Raw genomic sequence first — 17,415 nt, 5'->3', positions numbered from 1 at the left:
CCGGTCGCCTTGATCTCCACCAGAACCTCGCCCGCCTTGGGACCATCAAGGTTCACCTCCATCACCTCCAAAGGCCGCCCAGCCCCCAGCGCAACAGCCGCTCTCGTGCGCATGCAAATTCCCCCGAAATTCCTTTGAACTTGTAGAAAGGTTAGGCGGCGCAGACGCGCTCCGACAATTACGACTTTGGTAGCTGTTCCCTCTGACCCGCCTCTGCGGGTTAATCTGACAGCACGGAAATGGACGCCAAAATTGCGCGCATTCAAGGGGGGGAAACGATGCCGCTATCGCGATTTGCACTTTGTACATGGGCCGCCATCATGCTGGCGTCGCTCACAGTTGCCCGCGCCGAAGACTACAGCGACCCGAGCTGGCCCTGCGTGCAGCGCAAAGTGCAAAGCCTGTCGCTCGGCCTTATGTGGCCGCACCCTGTCCCTGACGATACCCTGTCACCATCGCTGGCTGACCCGGCGCATGAGCTGGTGCAAACACTGCTTTTGCGGCGTGTGCCGGAAGAGCAGATCAGCGCACTTACCACAGACTTCGGCGCAACATATCCCGACCTGACCATAGATAAACTTGGGCTGATCTTTCGGGACGCCTTTACCGGCATCAACCGCGAAAGATCGCAGCTGATTGACGGCATCGGGCGCTATTCACTCACGCAGATCGACCTCGCCACCCGGATCGAAGACGCGCGGCTCGCATTTGATGCTGAAATGGCCAAAGCAGACCCTGATTTCGATCATCTCGACGCGCTGGAAGAACAACTCGCTTGGGATGAGCGGATCTACCGCGACCGGGCGCAATCCCTGACCTATGTCTGCGAAACCCCGGTCCTGCTGGAAAAGCGCGCCTATGCAATTGCACAAGCGCTTGGACAGTTGGTCCCCGACTGACCTATTCCCACTCAAGCTCAGTATAAGCCACAGTTGCGTTGCGCGGGTTGAACAGATCAAACAGTTGCCACGCCCCGGCCTGTGACTGCGCCACCATCGCGACCGCGTCGCGCAATGGCAAGCCTTGCGCAATCGCCGCTCTGGTATCGGCAATCAGCGTCTCCAGATAGGCTGCCAACCCGGCAGCGCCCTGCGGCCAATCCAGCAGCGGCCCGCCATGCCCCGGCACGATCCGGGTGTAAGGCATCGCCTGCAACCGGGTCAGCGTCGCACGCCAGCCCAGCACGCTGCCATCCAGGGACGGCGCATGGTCATGGAACATCAGATCGCCCGTGAACAATATCCCTGTCAGCGGATCACCCGCCGTCAGATCACTGCTGCTATGGGCATTGGGCCAGGCCTGCAACGCTAGCCTGCGGTCGCCCAAATCAAGCTCCAACACGTCATCAACCACAAGGTCCGGCAGAACCACCGCTGTGCCCAGAAATGCAGGAAAACCGATACGCGCGCCAAAGCTGTTCAGATAACTGTCCTGCCGATCCTGCAAAGCACGTGGCAGACCGGCATGGCCCACAACCTCTGCACCCGCCTGCACAAAGACCGACGCGCCCAGCGCATGATCAGGGTGCATATGGGTCAGGATGACATAGTCAATCGGCAGTGCCGTCTGCGACCGCACCGCACGATAAATCGCCTCACCGGTCTTGCGCGACCCGCCACTGTCAATCACTGCGACCGCGCGCGCGCCAATGATAAATCCTACATTGGCCACATCACCTGCGTTCATCGGGTCGGCATCACTGATCATGCCGCGATGAACGAACAGACCCGGCGCGACCTCATCAAACTGCGCCACGGGGCCCGACGCCGTGCAACGCGGCACACCTGCGAAAACCTCTGCGGGCCATGCAAGAGTTTCAAAATCCGCATCCGCTAACAACGCACGACAAGCAGGCAACGTTTCCGCCGCTACACCCGGAACCAAGGCTGCGCGGCAAATATCCGGATTGGACAACAGGCAAAGCGTGACCACGACCTCAAACATCGGGTGCCCCTCGTGACGGCGATCATCCCACTATGCCATGCGACCGTCCTCACGCGACCGGGACCAAGGTTTATAGGGTGCACGCCACAAATATGCTATCATCAGACCAATAGAGGGGGATGATCATGTTAAAACAGTTTCTCATCGCACCGCTGCTGGCACTTGCCGCAACCGGCGCTGTTGCGCAGGATAATCCGCTGACAGAAAGCGCGACCTGGGCAGAGCTTGGGAACGATTTCATTGATGTGGCGACCGTGCAGGACGGGGCGAACCTCTTCACCGTCTCCGCCCCCTACCGCGCCCATGACGCGGCCACAGTGCCGGTCGCGATCACCCAAGCCGACGGTGCCCCCCTGATCCACAGTGCGCTTGTGATCATCGACGAAAACCCCGCCCCCCTCGCCGCCGCATTCACCTTTGGCGAAGCGATGACCCCGCTCGACCTCGCATTCCGGGTGCGGGTGAACCAATATTCCAACCTGCGCGTGATCGCCAACACAGCGAGCGGCAGCTTCATGGCCGGGCGGTTCGTCAAAGCTTCAGGCGGCTGCTCGGCACCTGCCTCGCGCGATCCGCAAATGGCGCTGGACACCATGGGCGAAATGCGGCTGCGTGAATTCGACCAGACCGCCTCTGCCTCTGGTCAGCGGCGCGAAGCACAGATCATGATCCGGCACCCCAATTATTCGGGGTTGCAACGCGACCAGATCACCCAGCTTTTCATCCGGGCGCATTTCATCGACACGCTAGAGGTCTACCAAGGTGACGACATGCTCTTTCGGATGGAGGGCGGGATTTCAATCAGCGAAAACCCGGTCTTCCGCTTTAGCTATCGCGACAATGGCGCGGCGACATTCCATATCCGCGCCCACGACACTGCGGGCAATTTATTCGAACAAAGCTTGCACAAGGCCTCAGCCAGCTAAAAGCACATGATCTCCGCCTCGGCCTGTGCGCGCCTCAAGTCGGCAACCAACGCCTTGGCCGTTGCCGCCGTGCGAAAGATTGACATGCGCTCGCCCCCGACCTGCTGCAAGGAAAGCACCGTCTCGGCTTCGACGTATTTTTCATACGGCAGAATCGTCGCCACGTGATCAATGGCACAGGCGCATTTTTCCAACACATCGCGGCGCTGTCCGTTCACCGCCATACAGGCAATCACAAAATCTGCGCGGGCAACGGTCGGATAATCGTTCAGCCGCTCGGCCACCGATTGGGCACTGACGGTGGTGCTGCACAGGATCAAAACACAGACCAGAAACTTCATTCGCGCGCGCCCTCGACCAGAACAACTGTGTTACGATAGCCCGGATCGTCAGCGCCGCCGGGGGCCATTGCCGACAGCGACACATACCACCCCGGCACGTCGTCAGACATGACAAAGCGCAGTGACAGATCGCCATAAATGCCCATTTTGGCGCGGTTCGGATCATCTTCAAAGGGGCGGAGAGTGATCTGCTTGGCCGCGACCTGCCCGCCCTCATAAGGCACCATCATATCTTCAATTGGAACCACCTCTAACAGCGCCTCCTTCAGCCGGTTACGGATATAAAACGGGCTGCCCCCCGCCTGCCCGGCCATGTCGCGCAGAACCGTTTCGACGAAATACATGATGACCGGATTGCCAGTGCTGACCGGAAACTGGCCCAGATTGCGATGCTGCGCGCCTTGCACAAATCGCAGCGCCGCCACGTCGTCCGGGGCAAAGATCAGCGCGACCTCACCCGTATTGCGCGCGCCATAAGCCGGATCAGTCGCCAGCGTGACTGTGCGATCATAGGTCAGTCCCGCCTCCACGGCGACATCATCCAGCGTGCCGGTCTTGAAAATCAGATCGTATGTCTCTGCCGCGCGCAGAGGTGTGGCCAACAGCAACGCGACAGATATCATGTGTAGCAATCCCATACGCTCTCTCCCACTTCAGTGCAGCCTAGCGCGGTGACACGGCAGGTCATGGCAGACTTTGGTCATACACCCCGCCCTGCACCAGCGCCCGGCGGCGGACCTTCCAGTCGATCAAAGGGCGCAACCGTGACAGTTTCACAGGCTTCTGCATCAGCGAAAAATCATGCTGCTTGCTCAGCGATTTCAGGTCAGTCTCTTGATGGCCCGAAATCATAATCGCCGGTAAATCCGCGTCGGTCTGGTGCCGCAGCGCCAATATCGCTTCAACGCCCGTATCCGCCCCGTCCAACTGATAATCCGCAAGGATAATATCCGGGCTCATGTCCAACTCGGCCACCAGTTGCAGCGCCTCAGATGTCGCACGGCAGGCCAGCACGCTCGCCCCCCAGCCTTCCAGCTTCTGAGTCATCGCGAACAGCACATCAGGATCATTCTCGATCAGCAGAATGATCAGGTCCATCTCTTGATAAGGTCCGGCAGTGGGGGCGTTCTGATCACTGTCAGGGTCCACGCCGGGGGGCACCATCGGCAAGGTGATCGAAAACACCGATCCAACCCCCGGCTTGGACCGAACAGCAACAGCGTGGTCCAGATGGGCACAGGCGCGCTGCACAATCGACAAGCCCAAGCCCATCCCATAGGAGTTTGATTGAACACGCGTAAATTCATTGAATATCCGCAGCTGATCAAGCTTCGATATGCCAACGCCAGTATCCCAAACCTCCAGCACCAGCTGATTGCCACGGCGGCGACAGCCCACCAGCACGCGGCCCTTTTCGGTATATTGGATCGCGTTATTCACCAGATTTTGGACAGAACGCGCCAGATAACGGCGATCGCTGCGCACCCATGCATGGGATGGCACCACATCCAACCGCAGCCCCTTTTCCGCCGCCAGCGGCACGATATCTTCCACCACTTTTTGCAGCATGTCGCCGATATCAAAGGCCGTCACCTGCAGTTTCATATCCACCGACTCCAGCCGCGCAATATCCAGCAGATCATGCAGCAATGTTTCGGTCGACTGAAAGGACCGGTGCAGCCTCTGCACGATATCTGTCGTGCGCGCATCAAGCGCCATATCACCCAGCGAGGAAATCAACAGTTTCGCCGCATTGATCGGCTGCAACAGATCATGGCTGGCCGCCGCAAAAAACCGGGTTTTTGAGGTCATCGCATTTTCAACTTCGGCCTTGGCAAGGCGCAATTCCTCTTCTGCTTGGGTCAGGGCGGCAAACTGGCGGCGGAGCTCTGTATTCACATTGGTCAATTGTTGCGTCCGGGCACGAACCCGGTTTTCCAGCTCTTCTGTTGTCTGAGACTGCACGGTGACATCCACCACATTCACGATACAACCGCCATCGGGCAACAGGCTGATATCAACATCCAATACAGCCCTGCTCGCGTGACGGCGGCGCAAATGTAGCCTGTTTGAGCGCCGCAAATAGCGCATCAGCCCGTCGAAACTGTTATGCGGCATACTGCCCACAAGGATTTTGCTGTTCAGATATTCAACGATCTGCCCATAGGATGTGCCAACCCGGGTCAGCTGTATCGGCAGCATCAGCAAGGTTGCAAATTGCAGGTTCGTAATCAGCAGCGTCCCATCTGACGAAAAGGTACAGACCCCCTGCGGCATATTGTCGAAGGCGGCCTTCAGGAAATGTTCCTGCTCGTCGATCAGCCGATCTTTTTCCAGCCGGGCTGACCGGACAATCGCCGTGATCTCTGTCTGCAAAACAACCGTATTCTTGCGGCTCGTCTGCCGATAATTGATGACGAACCAACGATCATCTTTCAACGCAAAGACATATGGTGCCGCATCGCCACCAGACTGCATGACCTGCGCGGTCAGCGGTGCAACATCGCTTGCCAGCGTCACATCCGCACTATGGGTCACCGCATCAAAATACTGCTCAAGACGCAGCCCCGGTCTGACTACCATGCGCAGATCGGGCACCAGCCGTTTGAAAAAATCATTATAAACCTGCAGCTTCCCATCCGCGAACAAGGCAAGCCCGCCATCGATGGATTCCAACGCATCGGTCAGGCTCTGCTGGGTCTGATTGCGCGCTTCTTCGGATGTCTCCAGCTCTGTACTGGTCTGACCCAGCGTGCTCAGCGCCGCCTCCAGATCGCGGGTTTTTTCGGACACTTTGCTTTGCAGGGTGATCGCCGATTGAAACAGGGAATAGGCAGAATGGCCCAGCTCATGCCGCTGATTGGCCCGCCACATCAGCGCTTTGATGATCTTGTCCTGCTTTGCCAGCTGCACGTCCAATGGCTGATCGGGATCAATCACAGCGCGAACTCTGTCTTGGGCGTAAAGAACGCAATCCCCAGAAACGTCTGATTCATATGCACCCCGCCAAACTGTTCGCCATAGGTATTGAAACCGACCACCCGACGATGGCGTAAAATATCAGAGGCAGATGCCGTCAGCTGTTTCTGATCAATTTCCAATCGCCGCAAAACGCAATCAAACCCCAGCACAAAATGCGGCGGCTCGCCACGTGGACCGGCCACCGCCAATTCCGCATCCATCGTTTCGATGATATTCTTGGCCCGACCCAGCGTCAGAACCAGCCCGTTTTCAATCGCCGACAGAAACGCAAGCGACCCGTCATCCAGCACGCCCTGGATCGCGCGCACATACCAATTGTCCAGATTACGGACCAGCACCGGATGCTCGGCAAAAACGGGCGGTGACAGCGCGTCGAGATCGCAATTGATCAGCCGAGCATATTCCTCGGCGGCAGGGCTGCCGTTGATTTCATTGACAATTCTGTCTTCGGGGTTGGATTCCGTAACGACCAGTTGCAAATCAGTGTGCATGATATGATCGAATTTGATCGGCTCGAAATCCAGATCAGTCTCCACAATCAGCAACAGCGCGGCATTCTCGTAAAACCGGCCGCCATGCAGAACGTAAGTGATGTCAAAGGCCACGCCATGCCCGGCAGAACCGCCAAAGACAGGGATATCGCCTAGGCCCGCTTCCAACGCGGCGACCAGCACATCCTCTTGTTTCGAAAGACCATCCGCAATCGTAATGGCAAAGCGTTTCCAGTTCCCTGTCGTGTGAAACCGGCGATGCAATATCTGCGCAGCGCGGGCGGTATCTTCGATGGAAACCGGTTTGAGCGGATGAAAGAGCTTTGATGAACACCGAAAATGTTCACGCAAAAACGCAACCATCAGTAATGCTTTATCGCCATAACCCTGCGGCGTGATTTGCCCCGCGCTCGTGCAGCCAAAGACCGGGGTGCGGGGCAGATGGGTGTTCAGCGCCGCCGCCACAGCGGTCTCTTCCAATTGCTCAGGCACGAACACCAGCACAAAGCAGATCGCATCCCGCGTCAGCTGCGCTGCCGCCTCAGCCACCGCACGGTCCGGGTCAGCACAATCCGACACGCCAACAGATATAATCCGTGACGTGGCAAAATCATTGTCGATCTTGTTCATCGCCGCGCTAGCTCAACTGTGCGCGCGCATCGACTTCCGTAATCTGCGTGGACATCACGCTGCTGACCAAAACCGCCGCCTGCGTGCGGTTGCTCACGCCCAGCCTGCGCAGCAACGCTGTGATATGCGCCTTGACCGTGCCTTCGGCCACCGACAACTCATAGGCGATCAACTTGTTGGGTTTCCCAGCACAAATCAGGTTCATAATCCGGCTTTGCTGCGGGGTCAGGCGCGAAATCCGTTTCGATATCTCGCAGATATCAATGCTCTGCGCATCTTCCGACGTTTCCGCCGGACAGAAATTCGGTGGCAAATAGATCGCGCCCTCCTGCACTTTCTCCAACGCATCGGCAATCACATGACGCGGCGCGTCTTTTGGGACAAAACCCGTCGCCCCCGCTTTCATCAAAGTCTGAATTGTTTCATCACTTGAATCGGCTGAAATCACCAAAATAGGCACATCCGGCAGCAAATCCTTCAGCGCAAGAAAGCCGCTGAGCCCCGTAGCATCCGGCAGCCCCAGATCCAACATAACAAGATCAGGCACATGCCCTTCGTCTAAAAAAGCATAGGCCTCTTTCAACGAATTGACCGTTTTCACCTGCTGCATCTGAAACGCCGTCGATAATGACGCAGCCATCGCATCGCAATAAAGCGGATGGTCATCAACCACCAAAGTCAGATTAATCGGAACACATTTCACCACCCTGTTCGCAGTCATATTCAATTCCTCCCACGTAAATCGTAACGAAACCTCCGATTGAAGCAAGTAAACTTGTTTCCCGGAAAATCACGCCGGTTGTGCTTTTCGCAGGTGTTTCCGAAATTCACGCCCAAAATCAAAAGCTTGCCATTTGTGAGAGCGCCGACCAAAGAGATCACTTTCAAGTTGTGAAAGTAGCGCCCGTCGTGTGTCCGAGGGCGCATAAAGCGCATCCAGTTCACGCGCAGCACGGCGCAACCCAGCCTTATCATGCCGCCTGACCGCGCGGCTGAACTGCCACAGCAATCGCCACCGATGAAACCTGCCGATCAACCACGCCGATGAAAACCGCCGTTTGCGAAACAACATGGCAAAACCTGCCAGAAACGCCGCCGCCCCTGCCCCCGCCAGAACACGCAGGCGCTGCGCCGTCTCAACAATATCAACCGGCCCGGCAGCCAGCACATGTTCCAGCGGCGCACCAAAGGCGATCCGCTGGGCCGAAATCACCACATTGCGCATCTCGCGCGTCACGGTATCAAAGTAATCAAAGCTGATCGGCGCCAAAATCGCCGCATTGCCATTGGTCGGTGTGACCGTCCAACGCCAGAACGCGATGGCACGCGGACCATCAGGGGTCAGATCGACCAGCCGCTTTTCAGGATGCGCAAAGATCAAGGCAGATGGCGATGTCAGCTCTGGCATCGGCGGGATCATATCAGGGCTCGCCCCCAGCGCTGACACTCGGACCACTCGCAACACGCCCTCGCCCTCGGCCAGTTGATCCGGCGCGTTGGACCACGTGTCACTGATCTCCAACCTGCGCACCGGAAACCACCAGCCTTCTGTCGCGGGTTCCGGCGCCACATCAACCGATAGCGGCACGGATTCAACCGTATGTTCAAACCACTTGTTGTCCGCATCTAGCAGGGTCACATGATGCTGAAAGGGACCAATCTTCAACCGACCGGTCTTGTCCGGAAAGACCGCCACACGGCGGCGCATGTTTTTAACGGGCAGCCCGTCGCGCATGCTATCGAACCATTCATCCTGCCCAAGCTGCATCCAGTTAAAGCCCTCCAGATCGGGCTGCTCTAACTCTTCGCGTGTGATATGTCGGCGATAGATGCCGTGGATCGTCAGCAGGATCATCTCTTGCCGCACCACGGTCTCTGCAATGGTTTCCATGGTGACGGTCAAGCTCAGATCGGATGGATCAACAGCGCGGCTCTGCCCCAATGCCGGGGTTGCCAGCACGAGCAAAACCGCCAGATATCGCACCCCGCTCACCATTCCGTATCTTCCGGCAGCTGACCAATCCCCGCGTCCCGTCGGCGCTTGTGCTCATGGGCAATACGCGCGTTCAAATAGGCCCCCGGCACATCTTGCAACGTGGCAAGCCAGCGATCATTTGCAGTGACAAAGCGATCATCAAAAACCTGCCTGACCTGCTGTTCGCGGCGTTCCACGGTCAGCTCCGCCAACCCCAGCGACGCGCTGGCATTGGTGACCTCATCGCCAGAACCCGCCCCCCTCGCACTACCTTGCGCCACTGGGGCCGGTGCCGTGACATCTCCGCGATCCTCCGACAGATAAAGCGCGTCCGCGTCGATGGCTGTCCCCGCGTAGAAGGCCAACAGTAAATCAAAATTCGCCTGCGCTTGCGGGTCATGCCCGCGCGCCAGCGCCAGATCATAGGCTTCAAGTGCCGCCGCATAATTGCCGCGCTGCGTCTGCGCATTCCCCAGATTATACAGCGCCCCCGGCCCTGCCTCTGCCAGCATCTGTGCAGCTCCCTCGAAATCACCGGCGCGATAGGCGGCCACACCGCCCCAGCCGGGATCGGTAGAAAACACCTGTGCCAAGCGCGGCATCCCCAACACCAACGCCACGCGGCCAAATGGCGCCAGTCCACCGATCAGGAAAGCCAGTCCCAAGCAGACCAGCACAGCGAAGGCCGCGACACGCCGCATCACCCCACCCTCCGCCGGCACAGCAGCAGGGCGGGCAGTAAAGCAAGCAGCAGCAGATATCGCCCGTAGTCCACCACAAACAGTAGGCGCAGGTCCTGACGTTCCAGCCGATCCGCACCAGCGGTCCGCATCGCCCGCATGAACGGGGCCAACGAATCAATCCCATAAACTCTGCCACCACCCATATGCGCCAATGTCGCGATCTGCGTCACGTCAACTGGCAGATCGCCCGACACGCTTGTTTCGCTAAGCACAACGGACAATCGCCCGCCCGCCTCAACGATCCGCTGCGCCGCCTGATTGGCCGCCGCATTTAGCCCGGCGCCATCGGTGAACAGCACCACCTCACCCGTCAGGATATCAGCCGCCGCCAGCAGCGCCGCCGCACGATCAAGCGCCAATGCAGGGCGATTTCCACGATCCGGCACGGTCTCTGCGTCCAGCAGCGATATGGTCTGACCCAGTTGTACATGATCCGTGCTCAGCGGGGCCGCCAGATAGCTGTCCCCGGCATAGACGATCAGCGCGGCGGGCTTGTCTTGCAACACGCTCAGCCCCGCCCGTGCCATGTTCACCAGCTTTGGCCAGCTTGCGTCACGCACGACCGAACCAGAAAGGTCGATCACAAAAATCACTCCATCAAGATTGCGAAATGTCTGGGCGCTGCGCCGTTCCACCGCGGGTCCTGTCAGGGCCAGCCCCACGATCACGGCGACCAGAAAAGGCAACACAAGGGGCAACCGACGCCCCCCGATGTCCACCCGCCCCATCCGGGCCATCGCCTCCATCAAATGCGGATCGATGATCGCATGCCAGTCACCCGGCCGCCCGGCACGGCGCAAGCGCCAGAACAACAGTCCGGCGATAACAGGCAGGGCGAAAATCCAATACGGGCGTAAAACAATCATCTCATTCATGGCGCAGACCCAATCCAAGGCTCAAGACCCCGGCCAGCGCGGCAGGCCATATCCAAAGATCGCTATAGGCCTGCGCAGACAGCCCCGCCCGCGCCGTCGGCTCCAGCGCATTGAGGCTTTCTGCCGCCATGCGTAAATCGGCTGTGGTGCGTACCCGAAACATCGCGCCACCGCTCAGGTCAGCCATCGCCTGTAACGTCGCCACATCAACAGCCCCGCGGCTATTGGCGCTTTCGCCAAGCGCAACCGGCCCCAGCGCAATCGTATGAATACGCACGCCCATGCGACTGGCCAGCACCGCCACATCGCGTGGCGTCGCCGCCCCCGCGTTATTGGTGCCATCCGATAGCAAAATAATCACCTGCGTCGCCGCATCCGAACCCGCCAGCCGCTTCAGCGCAATCCCGACCGCATCGCTGATATTCGTTGCCCGACCAGAAATGCCAATCGCCAATCCCGATATGCTTTCTGCAATAGCATCTGTATCGAAACTCGGGGCGGCAGCAACATAAGCGTCAGAGCCGAACACAACCAAACCCACCCGGTCCCCAGCCCGTTCGCGGGCAAACGCCGCCCCCACGGCTTTGACGGCCTCCAACCGGGTCACCTGCTCCCCGTCCAGCACAAAATCATCGCGCACCATCGAGCCAGACAGATCCAACGCCAAGATCAAATCGCGGCCCGACATCGGCAAAGCTTGCTGTGGTAGCAGCACGCGCGGCCCCGCCAGCGCGACAACCAAAAGCCCCCAAATCAAAGCCGCACCAATCAACGGCAATCGCCGCACAGAGCCGCGCCCATCAGTCATCTGACGACTCACACCTTCAGGCACCACCAGCACTGCACCGCCAGCCCCCAGCACCGGGGCCAGAAACCAGACGGGCACAGGCAAGGCCAACAGCAACAATAACCACGGCTGCGCAAACTCAAGCATGCTGAGCGTCCTCCGCCAACAACACAGCCTCAAGCACCGCAATCCCCGGCCCTGCACCCCGCTGGTACAACGCAGGGCGAAACTGCGGCATCGCTTCGGGCTTTTCAGTGCGGATCAGGTGCAGCAACGCAAGGGCACGGTCATCGTCAGACAAATGCGCAAGGGTGGCCAACCGCGCAGCCATCGAGGGTGTCTGCTGCCGTGTAGGAAAAACAACCGTCAACAGCTCCCCAGCAATCAAAGCCAGCGCCAAACCAAACCCCACAACCACCAAAATCTCTGCCAGCAAACCGCCGGGTGCATTGGCTGGCAGGCGGATATCCTGCAAGCCCGCCAGCATCGTCTCTGCATTGATCCCGACCTCGGCCATCGCTCACGCCCCGACCCGCGCCATCGCGTCCGCCGTTGGCTGTCCGGCGTCAACAGGCCAGACCGGACGCCCCGAGATGTGATCCGGATCGGCCCCCGGCAGCGCCCGCGCCACCCCGCGTTGCCCATCAGGGCCACACATCGGGTAATGACCGGGCGGCAGATCGCGCAACACATCATCCCTGATCAGCAGAAAACGCGGGTTATGGCGCTGCGCCAGATTGCCGATCACCGCCGCAAACCCATCACCCGGGCGGTCCAGCGCGCTCGCGATCACCACATCCGCACCACGCGGCACGATCAATCGCAGCCCGGCCAGTGCCTGATCCAACGGCGGGTCATCCGAAGAGGCAGCCAGTGCATGGGCATGCGCCCGCACCAGCCCGCCGATCACACCCAGCATGCCCCGCGTGCCACCGCGCGTGCCCACGACCACCGCTCTATCAGCCGTCACCGCCAGCAGCCCAACACGCCCTCCGACCGCAACCGCCTGCCAGCCGATCCAGGCCAGCGCCTCTGCCGCCGCGACCGAACGGAACGCGCGGCGCAACCCCCAAAGCATCGCAGGGCGAAAGTCAGCAACCAGAAAGGTCACCCTGTCACGCTCTTCATGAAAGCTGCGCACATGCAACGTCCCGGTCCGGGCGGTCGCCCCGCGATCCACATAACGCATCTCGTCGCCCGGCATGAAAACACGGCTATCAGCAATCACCTGACCTTGCCCGCGCTTGCGTGCCGCAAAGCCACCGGGCAGCGCGCTTGTGGGTGGCGGTGCCCGGTTTTGACGCAACACAGCACCGCGCTGCGCGATCAACATTTGCGCATCCAGCGTGGTGCCCGGCGACGCGTTCATAACGGCTCTGTCGCGCGCAGGATATCAGCAATCAACGCCCGCGGCGTGCGGCCCTCCGCGGCAGCGGCCCATGTCAGCACCAACCGATGCGCCAGCGCATCCGCCGCCAACGCCGCGACGTCCTCAGGCGTGGCATGATCCCGGCCCGCCAGATAAGCCCGCGCCCGCGCACCCGCCGCCAACGCCAGCGACCCCCGTGGCGACACCGCATATTCCACATCCGTGGTCAGCGGCGGCACCCGCGTGGCCACCACCAACCGCACGATATAATCGCGCAGGGCGGGCGATAAAAACACCTCTGCCACATCACGACGGGCCTGACGGATCACATCCAGGTCCAGCAGATCAGGGGTCGTCACCCCGCCAAGGGTCTCAGTCTCGACCAAATCCAGAATCCGCCGCTCCGTTTCCAGATCAGGCTGCTGCAACATCACATGCAGCAAAAACCGATCCAGCTGCGCCTCTGGCAATGGGAAAGTGCCTTCATGCTCAATCGAATTCTGCGTCGCCACCACGAAGAACGGCTCTGGCAACGCATGTGTCACCCCACCGCTTGTCACCTGCGTTTCCGCCATCGCCTCTAGCAGGGCAGATTGCACCTTGGGCGGCGCACGGTTGATCTCATCCACGAGCACAAGGTTGTGAAAAACCGGTCCGGGGGCAAAGGCGAAGCTACCGCTTTCAGGATTAAACACATCGGTGCCGGTCAGATCAGCAGGCAGCAGATCCGGGGTGCATTGCACCCGCGCAAAGGAACCGCCCAGCGCCCCGGCCAACAGCTTGACCGCACGAGTCTTCGCCAGCCCCGGCGCGCCCTCGATCAGCAAATGCCCCCCGGTCAGCACACCGATCAGCAGGCGCTCGATCAGCAGATCGCTTCCGATCAGGCCCGTTTCCAGCCAACCGCGCAGCGCCACGATCTGGTCAAAACAGTCCTTGGACTTCCCATCAAGCACCGCCAGCCCTCCCGACTTTCTCTGTGATTAGTCTGGCGCAGGATCAGCACCCGTGCCACCGGGCCAATGGTCCTAAATCCCGGTCAGGGTGTGCGACCGGGCGGCCCCTTGCGTGCCATGCCAAAACCCGGATCATAACCGATCACGCTGCCCCCCAAAAACACGGTCAAGGAAATCACCACCCAGATCAGCGCCATGCCGTTAAACTGTTCATACATGGCAAAACGGATCAGCTCGACCGCATGGGTAAACGGGTTCAGCGCACAGATATCGCGCAATAAAGGCGAGCTTTCGGCCATCTTCCACAATGGATAAAGCGCGCTCGACATGAAAAACATCGGGAAAATGACGAAATTCATCACCCCGGCGAAATTCTCCAACTGCTTGATTGTGGATGAAATCAACAACCCCAGCGCGCCCAGCATCAGCCCGCTTAGGATCAAGGCAGGCAAGGCATAGACATAGCCCCAGACCGGCAACACAATCCCGAACAGCGCCGCGATCGCCAAGAAAACATAGACCTGCAATATCGATACCGCGACCCCGGCAAGCAATTTGCAAAACAATAGCCACCAGCGGGGCAAGCGGCTGGTCAGCAACAGCCGCATCGACCCCATTTCACGGTCATAAACAAGGCTCAGCGACGATTGCATCCCATTGAATAGCTGGATCATCCCGCACAGCCCCGGCACGATATAAACCTCATAGGTGATATAGGTCTGATAAGGCGGGATGATCGACAGGCCCAGCGCCGCCCGAAACCCAGCCGCAAAGACCACCAGCCAGACCAGCGGGCGGACCAGCGCCGCCAGAAAACGAGAGCGCTGATTGATAAACCGCAACGCTTCGCGCCGGGTAATCGCCCAAAGAGAGATCAGATAATGCATCACAGGCTCGGCACCGGCGTATCCGTCATGGCGATAAACGCCTCACTCAGACTGCCCGCACCCGCGATGGCCGCAGCACGATCATGGGCGCGCACCTTGCCCCTGTGCAGGATCACTACATCATCGTCAGGGCGGATTTCATCGACCAGATGGGTGGCCCAGAGCACCAGCAAACCGCTGTCAGCCAGATCATGCACATGATCGGTAATCGCCTGACGGCTGGATGTATCCAAACCAACGGTCGGCTCATCCAGCAGCAATACCTGCGGGTCATGGATCAACGCGCGGGCAATCTCCATCCGGCGGCGATGCCCGCCATTCAGGTTGCGGGCCTTCTCACCAGCCCTTTCACGCATCGCCAGACGATCCAGCGCCTGATCAATGCGCTGCTGCGCCGCCCGTCCCGACAGCCCTTGCAACGCCGCAAAATAGCGCAGGTTCTGCGCCACGCTCATATTCAGATCCAATGTCTGCTGCTGAAACACTACCCCGATCTTGGCCAGTGCAGCGCGGGGATCGTGGGCAATATCATGGCCCGCGACGTGGATCGTGCCTTGCCGGGCCACCAAAAGCCGGGTCAGCAAGGAAAACAACGTCGATTTACCCGCTCCGTTCGGGCCGAGCAACGCACAAAACCGACCCTGCGCAAGCTCAAAACTCACGTCATCCAGCGCGGTCTTCGCGCCATAGCGATAGGTGACATTCTGAACGTGCAGGGTGTTTGCCATCTACTCAATCACGATTTCAACGCGCTGGCTTTCACCGGTCGAGCCGGGCTGGCGCAGATAATACCGGCCGGGTTTGATCGCGACAAACTCGATCTCCATCGTGCCCGCGTCATCGAATTCCAGACTGTCGATACCCAGCGGGCGGATTTCCAGGCCATTGATAACGATTTCATTGATCCAGATTGCGCGAAAGAACCCCGCACCTTCAAGGGCCAGTTCACCGGTGCCATCCGCCTCGATTTCAATCTCATAGGCCGTGCCGGATTTCAGCATCAGCGGAGCCTCGGCAATCGGCTTGCCCACTGACAGGGTCAGCTCCGGCAATTCCTCGGAATTATTCGACGACAAGATTCCGGCAAAGCCAAAATCATGCGCCACCGCAGGCGTCGCAAGGGCCATTGCAGCGATAAACGTCAGATATTTCATGAAAAACACTCCTCTGTTTGCATGGTAGCGGGGCTCCCCCCAAGGTGAATTATGCGCGTGGCGAGCCGTTCAGCCTCGCGCAGTGCATGGGTGACAAAAATCGTCGCTGGGCGCGTCTTGGTGATCAGGGCTTCGGTCAGGTCCAGCATGGCCGCGGCGGTCTGGGCATCAAGCGACACAAACGGCTCATCCATGATCAGCAATTCCGGCGCCCCCGCAAAACCGCGCGCCAGCGACAATCGGCGCTGCTGACCAAGCGAAAGCTGGCTTGGAAACAAATCCGCCTTGTCGCCCAAACCCACCTCATCCAAAGCCACCCAAGCGGTAGGGCGGCCCAGATGCGGATGGATCAGCAGGATGTTGTCAATGACAGAGCGCCAAGGCAGCAGCACCGGCTCTTGAAACACAATCGCGGTATTCTCTGGGCGGGTAATCTGGCCATCAAATCGCGGGTCAATTCCCGCGATCAGTCGCAGCAATGTGGTCTTGCCAATGCCCGACGGACCAAGGATCGCCACCGTCTCACCCGCTGCCACGCTAAACCGAATGTCCTTCAGCACCTGCGATGATCCAAAACGCTTCGCCCTGACATCCACGGAAATCATGCATCCCTCCAGCGGCGGGCGCGTGTTTCAAGCGGCTGCAACAACAGCCATTCGATCAGCAGCATGAACCCGATAAAAGACAGCGCATAGATCAGCACATGCACCACATCGAATAGCTGAAAATACAGATGGATCTGAAACCCGATCCCGTTTGAGCGGCCAAGGAATTCGACCACCAGAACAATCTTCCAGATCACCGCAATGCCCGACCGGGCCGAGGCCGCGATATAGGGCGCAAGCTGCGGCAGGATCATGTGGCGCAACCGGGCCGTCGGGGCCATGCGAAACACCCGCGCCATCGCCGTCAACTGCGGATCAAGGGCGCGGGCACCTTCGCGGATGACAGTCGTCACATTGGGGATTTTGTTCAACGTGACCGCAATAATCGCCGCCACCTCGTTCAGACCAATCCACAAATAACACAGCACAATCAGCACCAGCGCCGGCAGGTTCAAAAACACCACCAGCCACGGATCAAGCCAGCGATCCACAGCCGGAGACAACCCCATGACCAGCCCCAGCGCGATCCCCAGCACCATCGCCAGCACAAAGGCCCAGACCACGCGGATCACGGTCTGGCTCAGATGAAAGAACAGATCACCCGACGCCAGCTCCGTCCGCAGTGGGATCAGCAAATCCTGCGGCATCGGCAAAACCTGCGGATCAGCGGCGGCCCACGCCACGACGCACCACAGGCCCAGCAATCCCATCAGTGACAGAAACCGGACGGGGGTGCGCCGCGCCATGATG

Annotated in this window: 20 protein-coding genes and 1 pseudogene; 2 read left to right on the top strand and 19 right to left on the bottom strand. The window is 59.5% G+C overall.

Annotated elements, in window-relative coordinates; all coding sequences use genetic code 11:
* A pseudogene (locus ACJ5NV_RS09275) lies at positions 1-113 on the bottom strand (S-(hydroxymethyl)glutathione dehydrogenase); the annotation flags it as partial.
* 165 nt (positions 114-278) lie between these two features.
* Between ACJ5NV_RS09275 and ACJ5NV_RS09270 the strand changes: the two are divergent.
* Positions 279-899 carry a hypothetical protein gene (locus ACJ5NV_RS09270; RefSeq protein ID WP_411643385.1) on the top strand — a complete coding sequence of 207 codons (621 nt, stop codon included), beginning with the start codon at positions 279-281 and terminating at the stop codon, positions 897-899.
* A gap of 1 nt (position 900) precedes the next feature.
* Here the strand turns inward: ACJ5NV_RS09270 and ACJ5NV_RS09265 are convergent, their stop codons facing one another.
* Positions 901-1,944, bottom strand: a complete 1,044-nt coding sequence (locus ACJ5NV_RS09265) for a quinoprotein relay system zinc metallohydrolase 2 (RefSeq protein WP_411643384.1) — start codon at positions 1,942-1,944, stop codon at positions 901-903.
* 125 nt (positions 1,945-2,069) lie between these two features.
* Here ACJ5NV_RS09265 and ACJ5NV_RS09260 point away from each other — a divergent pair, with 125 nt between their 5' ends.
* A complete protein-coding gene (locus ACJ5NV_RS09260; protein WP_411643383.1) occupies positions 2,070-2,870 on the top strand; it encodes a quinoprotein dehydrogenase-associated SoxYZ-like carrier in 801 nt (266 codons plus the stop codon).
* Here ACJ5NV_RS09260 and ACJ5NV_RS09255 read toward each other — a convergent pair.
* The 17 genes from ACJ5NV_RS09255 to ACJ5NV_RS09175 form a co-directional block, all read right to left on the bottom strand.
* The gene (locus tag ACJ5NV_RS09255) at positions 2,867-3,211 is read right to left on the bottom strand and encodes a hypothetical protein (RefSeq protein ID WP_411643382.1); all 345 of its coding nucleotides are present in this window, start codon (positions 3,209-3,211) and stop codon (positions 2,867-2,869) included. The genes ACJ5NV_RS09260 and ACJ5NV_RS09255 overlap by 4 nt on opposite strands.
* Complete coding sequence (locus tag ACJ5NV_RS09250; protein ID WP_411643381.1) at positions 3,208-3,834, bottom strand: hypothetical protein; 627 nt, start codon at positions 3,832-3,834, stop codon at positions 3,208-3,210. The genes ACJ5NV_RS09255 and ACJ5NV_RS09250 overlap by 4 nt, the downstream gene beginning before the upstream one ends.
* A gap of 61 nt (positions 3,835-3,895) precedes the next feature.
* Entirely contained in the window at positions 3,896-6,151 is a 2,256-nt protein-coding gene (locus ACJ5NV_RS09245) for a hybrid sensor histidine kinase/response regulator (protein WP_411643380.1), read from the bottom strand.
* Positions 6,148-7,314, bottom strand: a complete 1,167-nt coding sequence (locus ACJ5NV_RS09240) for an FIST N-terminal domain-containing protein (protein ID WP_411643379.1) — start codon at positions 7,312-7,314, stop codon at positions 6,148-6,150. Before ACJ5NV_RS09240 ends, ACJ5NV_RS09245 begins: the two co-directional genes overlap by 4 nt.
* Before the next feature lie 7 nt (positions 7,315-7,321).
* Complete coding sequence (locus ACJ5NV_RS09235; RefSeq protein WP_411643378.1) at positions 7,322-8,035, bottom strand: response regulator; 714 nt, start codon at positions 8,033-8,035, stop codon at positions 7,322-7,324.
* A gap of 69 nt (positions 8,036-8,104) precedes the next feature.
* Positions 8,105-9,310 (bottom strand): hypothetical protein, encoded by a 1,206-nt coding sequence (locus ACJ5NV_RS09230; RefSeq protein ID WP_411643377.1) that lies wholly within the window; start codon positions 9,308-9,310, stop codon positions 8,105-8,107.
* Positions 9,304-9,990 carry a tetratricopeptide repeat protein gene (locus tag ACJ5NV_RS09225; protein WP_411643376.1) on the bottom strand — a complete coding sequence of 229 codons (687 nt, stop codon included), beginning with the start codon at positions 9,988-9,990 and terminating at the stop codon, positions 9,304-9,306. Before ACJ5NV_RS09225 ends, ACJ5NV_RS09230 begins: the two co-directional genes overlap by 7 nt.
* The gene (locus ACJ5NV_RS09220; protein ID WP_411643375.1) at positions 9,990-10,907 is read right to left on the bottom strand and encodes a VWA domain-containing protein; all 918 of its coding nucleotides are present in this window, start codon (positions 10,905-10,907) and stop codon (positions 9,990-9,992) included. Before ACJ5NV_RS09220 ends, ACJ5NV_RS09225 begins: the two co-directional genes overlap by 1 nt.
* A complete protein-coding gene (locus tag ACJ5NV_RS09215) occupies positions 10,900-11,841 on the bottom strand; it encodes a VWA domain-containing protein (RefSeq protein ID WP_411643374.1) in 942 nt (313 codons plus the stop codon). The genes ACJ5NV_RS09220 and ACJ5NV_RS09215 overlap by 8 nt, the downstream gene beginning before the upstream one ends.
* On the bottom strand, positions 11,834-12,211 hold the full coding sequence (locus ACJ5NV_RS09210; protein ID WP_411643373.1) for a hypothetical protein: 378 nt from the start codon (positions 12,209-12,211) through the stop codon (positions 11,834-11,836). Before ACJ5NV_RS09210 ends, ACJ5NV_RS09215 begins: the two co-directional genes overlap by 8 nt.
* Before the next feature lie 3 nt (positions 12,212-12,214).
* On the bottom strand, positions 12,215-13,063 hold the full coding sequence (locus ACJ5NV_RS09205; RefSeq protein ID WP_411643372.1) for a DUF58 domain-containing protein: 849 nt from the start codon (positions 13,061-13,063) through the stop codon (positions 12,215-12,217).
* A complete protein-coding gene (locus ACJ5NV_RS09200) occupies positions 13,060-14,019 on the bottom strand; it encodes an AAA family ATPase (protein ID WP_411643371.1) in 960 nt (319 codons plus the stop codon). Before ACJ5NV_RS09200 ends, ACJ5NV_RS09205 begins: the two co-directional genes overlap by 4 nt.
* 83 nt (positions 14,020-14,102) lie before the next feature.
* Complete coding sequence (locus tag ACJ5NV_RS09195) at positions 14,103-14,906, bottom strand: ABC transporter permease (protein ID WP_411643370.1); 804 nt, start codon at positions 14,904-14,906, stop codon at positions 14,103-14,105.
* The gene (locus ACJ5NV_RS09190) at positions 14,906-15,634 is read right to left on the bottom strand and encodes an ABC transporter ATP-binding protein (protein ID WP_411643369.1); all 729 of its coding nucleotides are present in this window, start codon (positions 15,632-15,634) and stop codon (positions 14,906-14,908) included. The genes ACJ5NV_RS09195 and ACJ5NV_RS09190 overlap by 1 nt, the downstream gene beginning before the upstream one ends.
* Positions 15,635-16,060, bottom strand: coding sequence for a hypothetical protein (locus ACJ5NV_RS09185; RefSeq protein WP_411643368.1), 426 nt, complete (start codon positions 16,058-16,060; stop codon positions 15,635-15,637).
* Positions 16,057-16,665 carry an ABC transporter ATP-binding protein gene (locus tag ACJ5NV_RS09180; protein ID WP_411643367.1) on the bottom strand — a complete coding sequence of 203 codons (609 nt, stop codon included), beginning with the start codon at positions 16,663-16,665 and terminating at the stop codon, positions 16,057-16,059. Before ACJ5NV_RS09180 ends, ACJ5NV_RS09185 begins: the two co-directional genes overlap by 4 nt.
* Complete coding sequence (locus tag ACJ5NV_RS09175) at positions 16,662-17,411, bottom strand: ABC transporter permease (RefSeq protein ID WP_411643396.1); 750 nt, start codon at positions 17,409-17,411, stop codon at positions 16,662-16,664. Before ACJ5NV_RS09175 ends, ACJ5NV_RS09180 begins: the two co-directional genes overlap by 4 nt.
* Positions 17,412-17,415 lie beyond the last annotated feature (4 nt).

Origin of the sequence: Loktanella agnita, assembly GCF_046640325.1 — a bacterium.
GTDB classification, from domain to species: domain Bacteria; phylum Pseudomonadota; class Alphaproteobacteria; order Rhodobacterales; family Rhodobacteraceae; genus Yoonia; species Yoonia agnita.
Note: the sequence above shows the minus strand (reverse complement) of the source record. Positions and strands in the feature narration are given on the sequence as shown.

Excerpts from the sequence above, each read along its gene's own strand:
- ACJ5NV_RS09205 (WP_411643372.1), bottom strand. The coding sequence starts at position 13,063 with ATGAACGCGTCGCCGGGCACCACGCTGGATGCGCAAATGTTGATCGCG.
- ACJ5NV_RS09270 (WP_411643385.1), top strand. The coding sequence starts at position 279 with ATGCCGCTATCGCGATTTGCACTTTGTACATGGGCCGCCATCATGCTG.
- ACJ5NV_RS09225 (WP_411643376.1), bottom strand. The coding sequence starts at position 9,990 with ATGCGGCGTGTCGCGGCCTTCGCTGTGCTGGTCTGCTTGGGACTGGCT.
- ACJ5NV_RS09195 (WP_411643370.1), bottom strand. The coding sequence starts at position 14,906 with ATGCATTATCTGATCTCTCTTTGGGCGATTACCCGGCGCGAAGCGTTG.
- ACJ5NV_RS09255 (WP_411643382.1), bottom strand. The coding sequence starts at position 3,211 with ATGAAGTTTCTGGTCTGTGTTTTGATCCTGTGCAGCACCACCGTCAGT.
- ACJ5NV_RS09180 (WP_411643367.1), bottom strand. The coding sequence starts at position 16,665 with ATGATTTCCGTGGATGTCAGGGCGAAGCGTTTTGGATCATCGCAGGTG.
- ACJ5NV_RS09260 (WP_411643383.1), top strand. The coding sequence starts at position 2,070 with ATGTTAAAACAGTTTCTCATCGCACCGCTGCTGGCACTTGCCGCAACC.
- ACJ5NV_RS09230 (WP_411643377.1), bottom strand. The coding sequence starts at position 9,310 with ATGGTGAGCGGGGTGCGATATCTGGCGGTTTTGCTCGTGCTGGCAACC.
- ACJ5NV_RS09265 (WP_411643384.1), bottom strand. The coding sequence starts at position 1,944 with ATGTTTGAGGTCGTGGTCACGCTTTGCCTGTTGTCCAATCCGGATATT.
- ACJ5NV_RS09175 (WP_411643396.1), bottom strand. The coding sequence starts at position 17,411 with ATGGCGCGGCGCACCCCCGTCCGGTTTCTGTCACTGATGGGATTGCTG.
- ACJ5NV_RS09215 (WP_411643374.1), bottom strand. The coding sequence starts at position 11,841 with ATGCTTGAGTTTGCGCAGCCGTGGTTATTGTTGCTGTTGGCCTTGCCT.
- ACJ5NV_RS09190 (WP_411643369.1), bottom strand. The coding sequence starts at position 15,634 with ATGGCAAACACCCTGCACGTTCAGAATGTCACCTATCGCTATGGCGCG.
- ACJ5NV_RS09210 (WP_411643373.1), bottom strand. The coding sequence starts at position 12,211 with ATGGCCGAGGTCGGGATCAATGCAGAGACGATGCTGGCGGGCTTGCAG.
- ACJ5NV_RS09220 (WP_411643375.1), bottom strand. The coding sequence starts at position 10,907 with ATGAATGAGATGATTGTTTTACGCCCGTATTGGATTTTCGCCCTGCCT.
- ACJ5NV_RS09240 (WP_411643379.1), bottom strand. The coding sequence starts at position 7,314 with ATGAACAAGATCGACAATGATTTTGCCACGTCACGGATTATATCTGTT.
- ACJ5NV_RS09235 (WP_411643378.1), bottom strand. The coding sequence starts at position 8,035 with ATGACTGCGAACAGGGTGGTGAAATGTGTTCCGATTAATCTGACTTTG.
- ACJ5NV_RS09250 (WP_411643381.1), bottom strand. The coding sequence starts at position 3,834 with ATGATATCTGTCGCGTTGCTGTTGGCCACACCTCTGCGCGCGGCAGAG.
- ACJ5NV_RS09185 (WP_411643368.1), bottom strand. The coding sequence starts at position 16,060 with ATGAAATATCTGACGTTTATCGCTGCAATGGCCCTTGCGACGCCTGCG.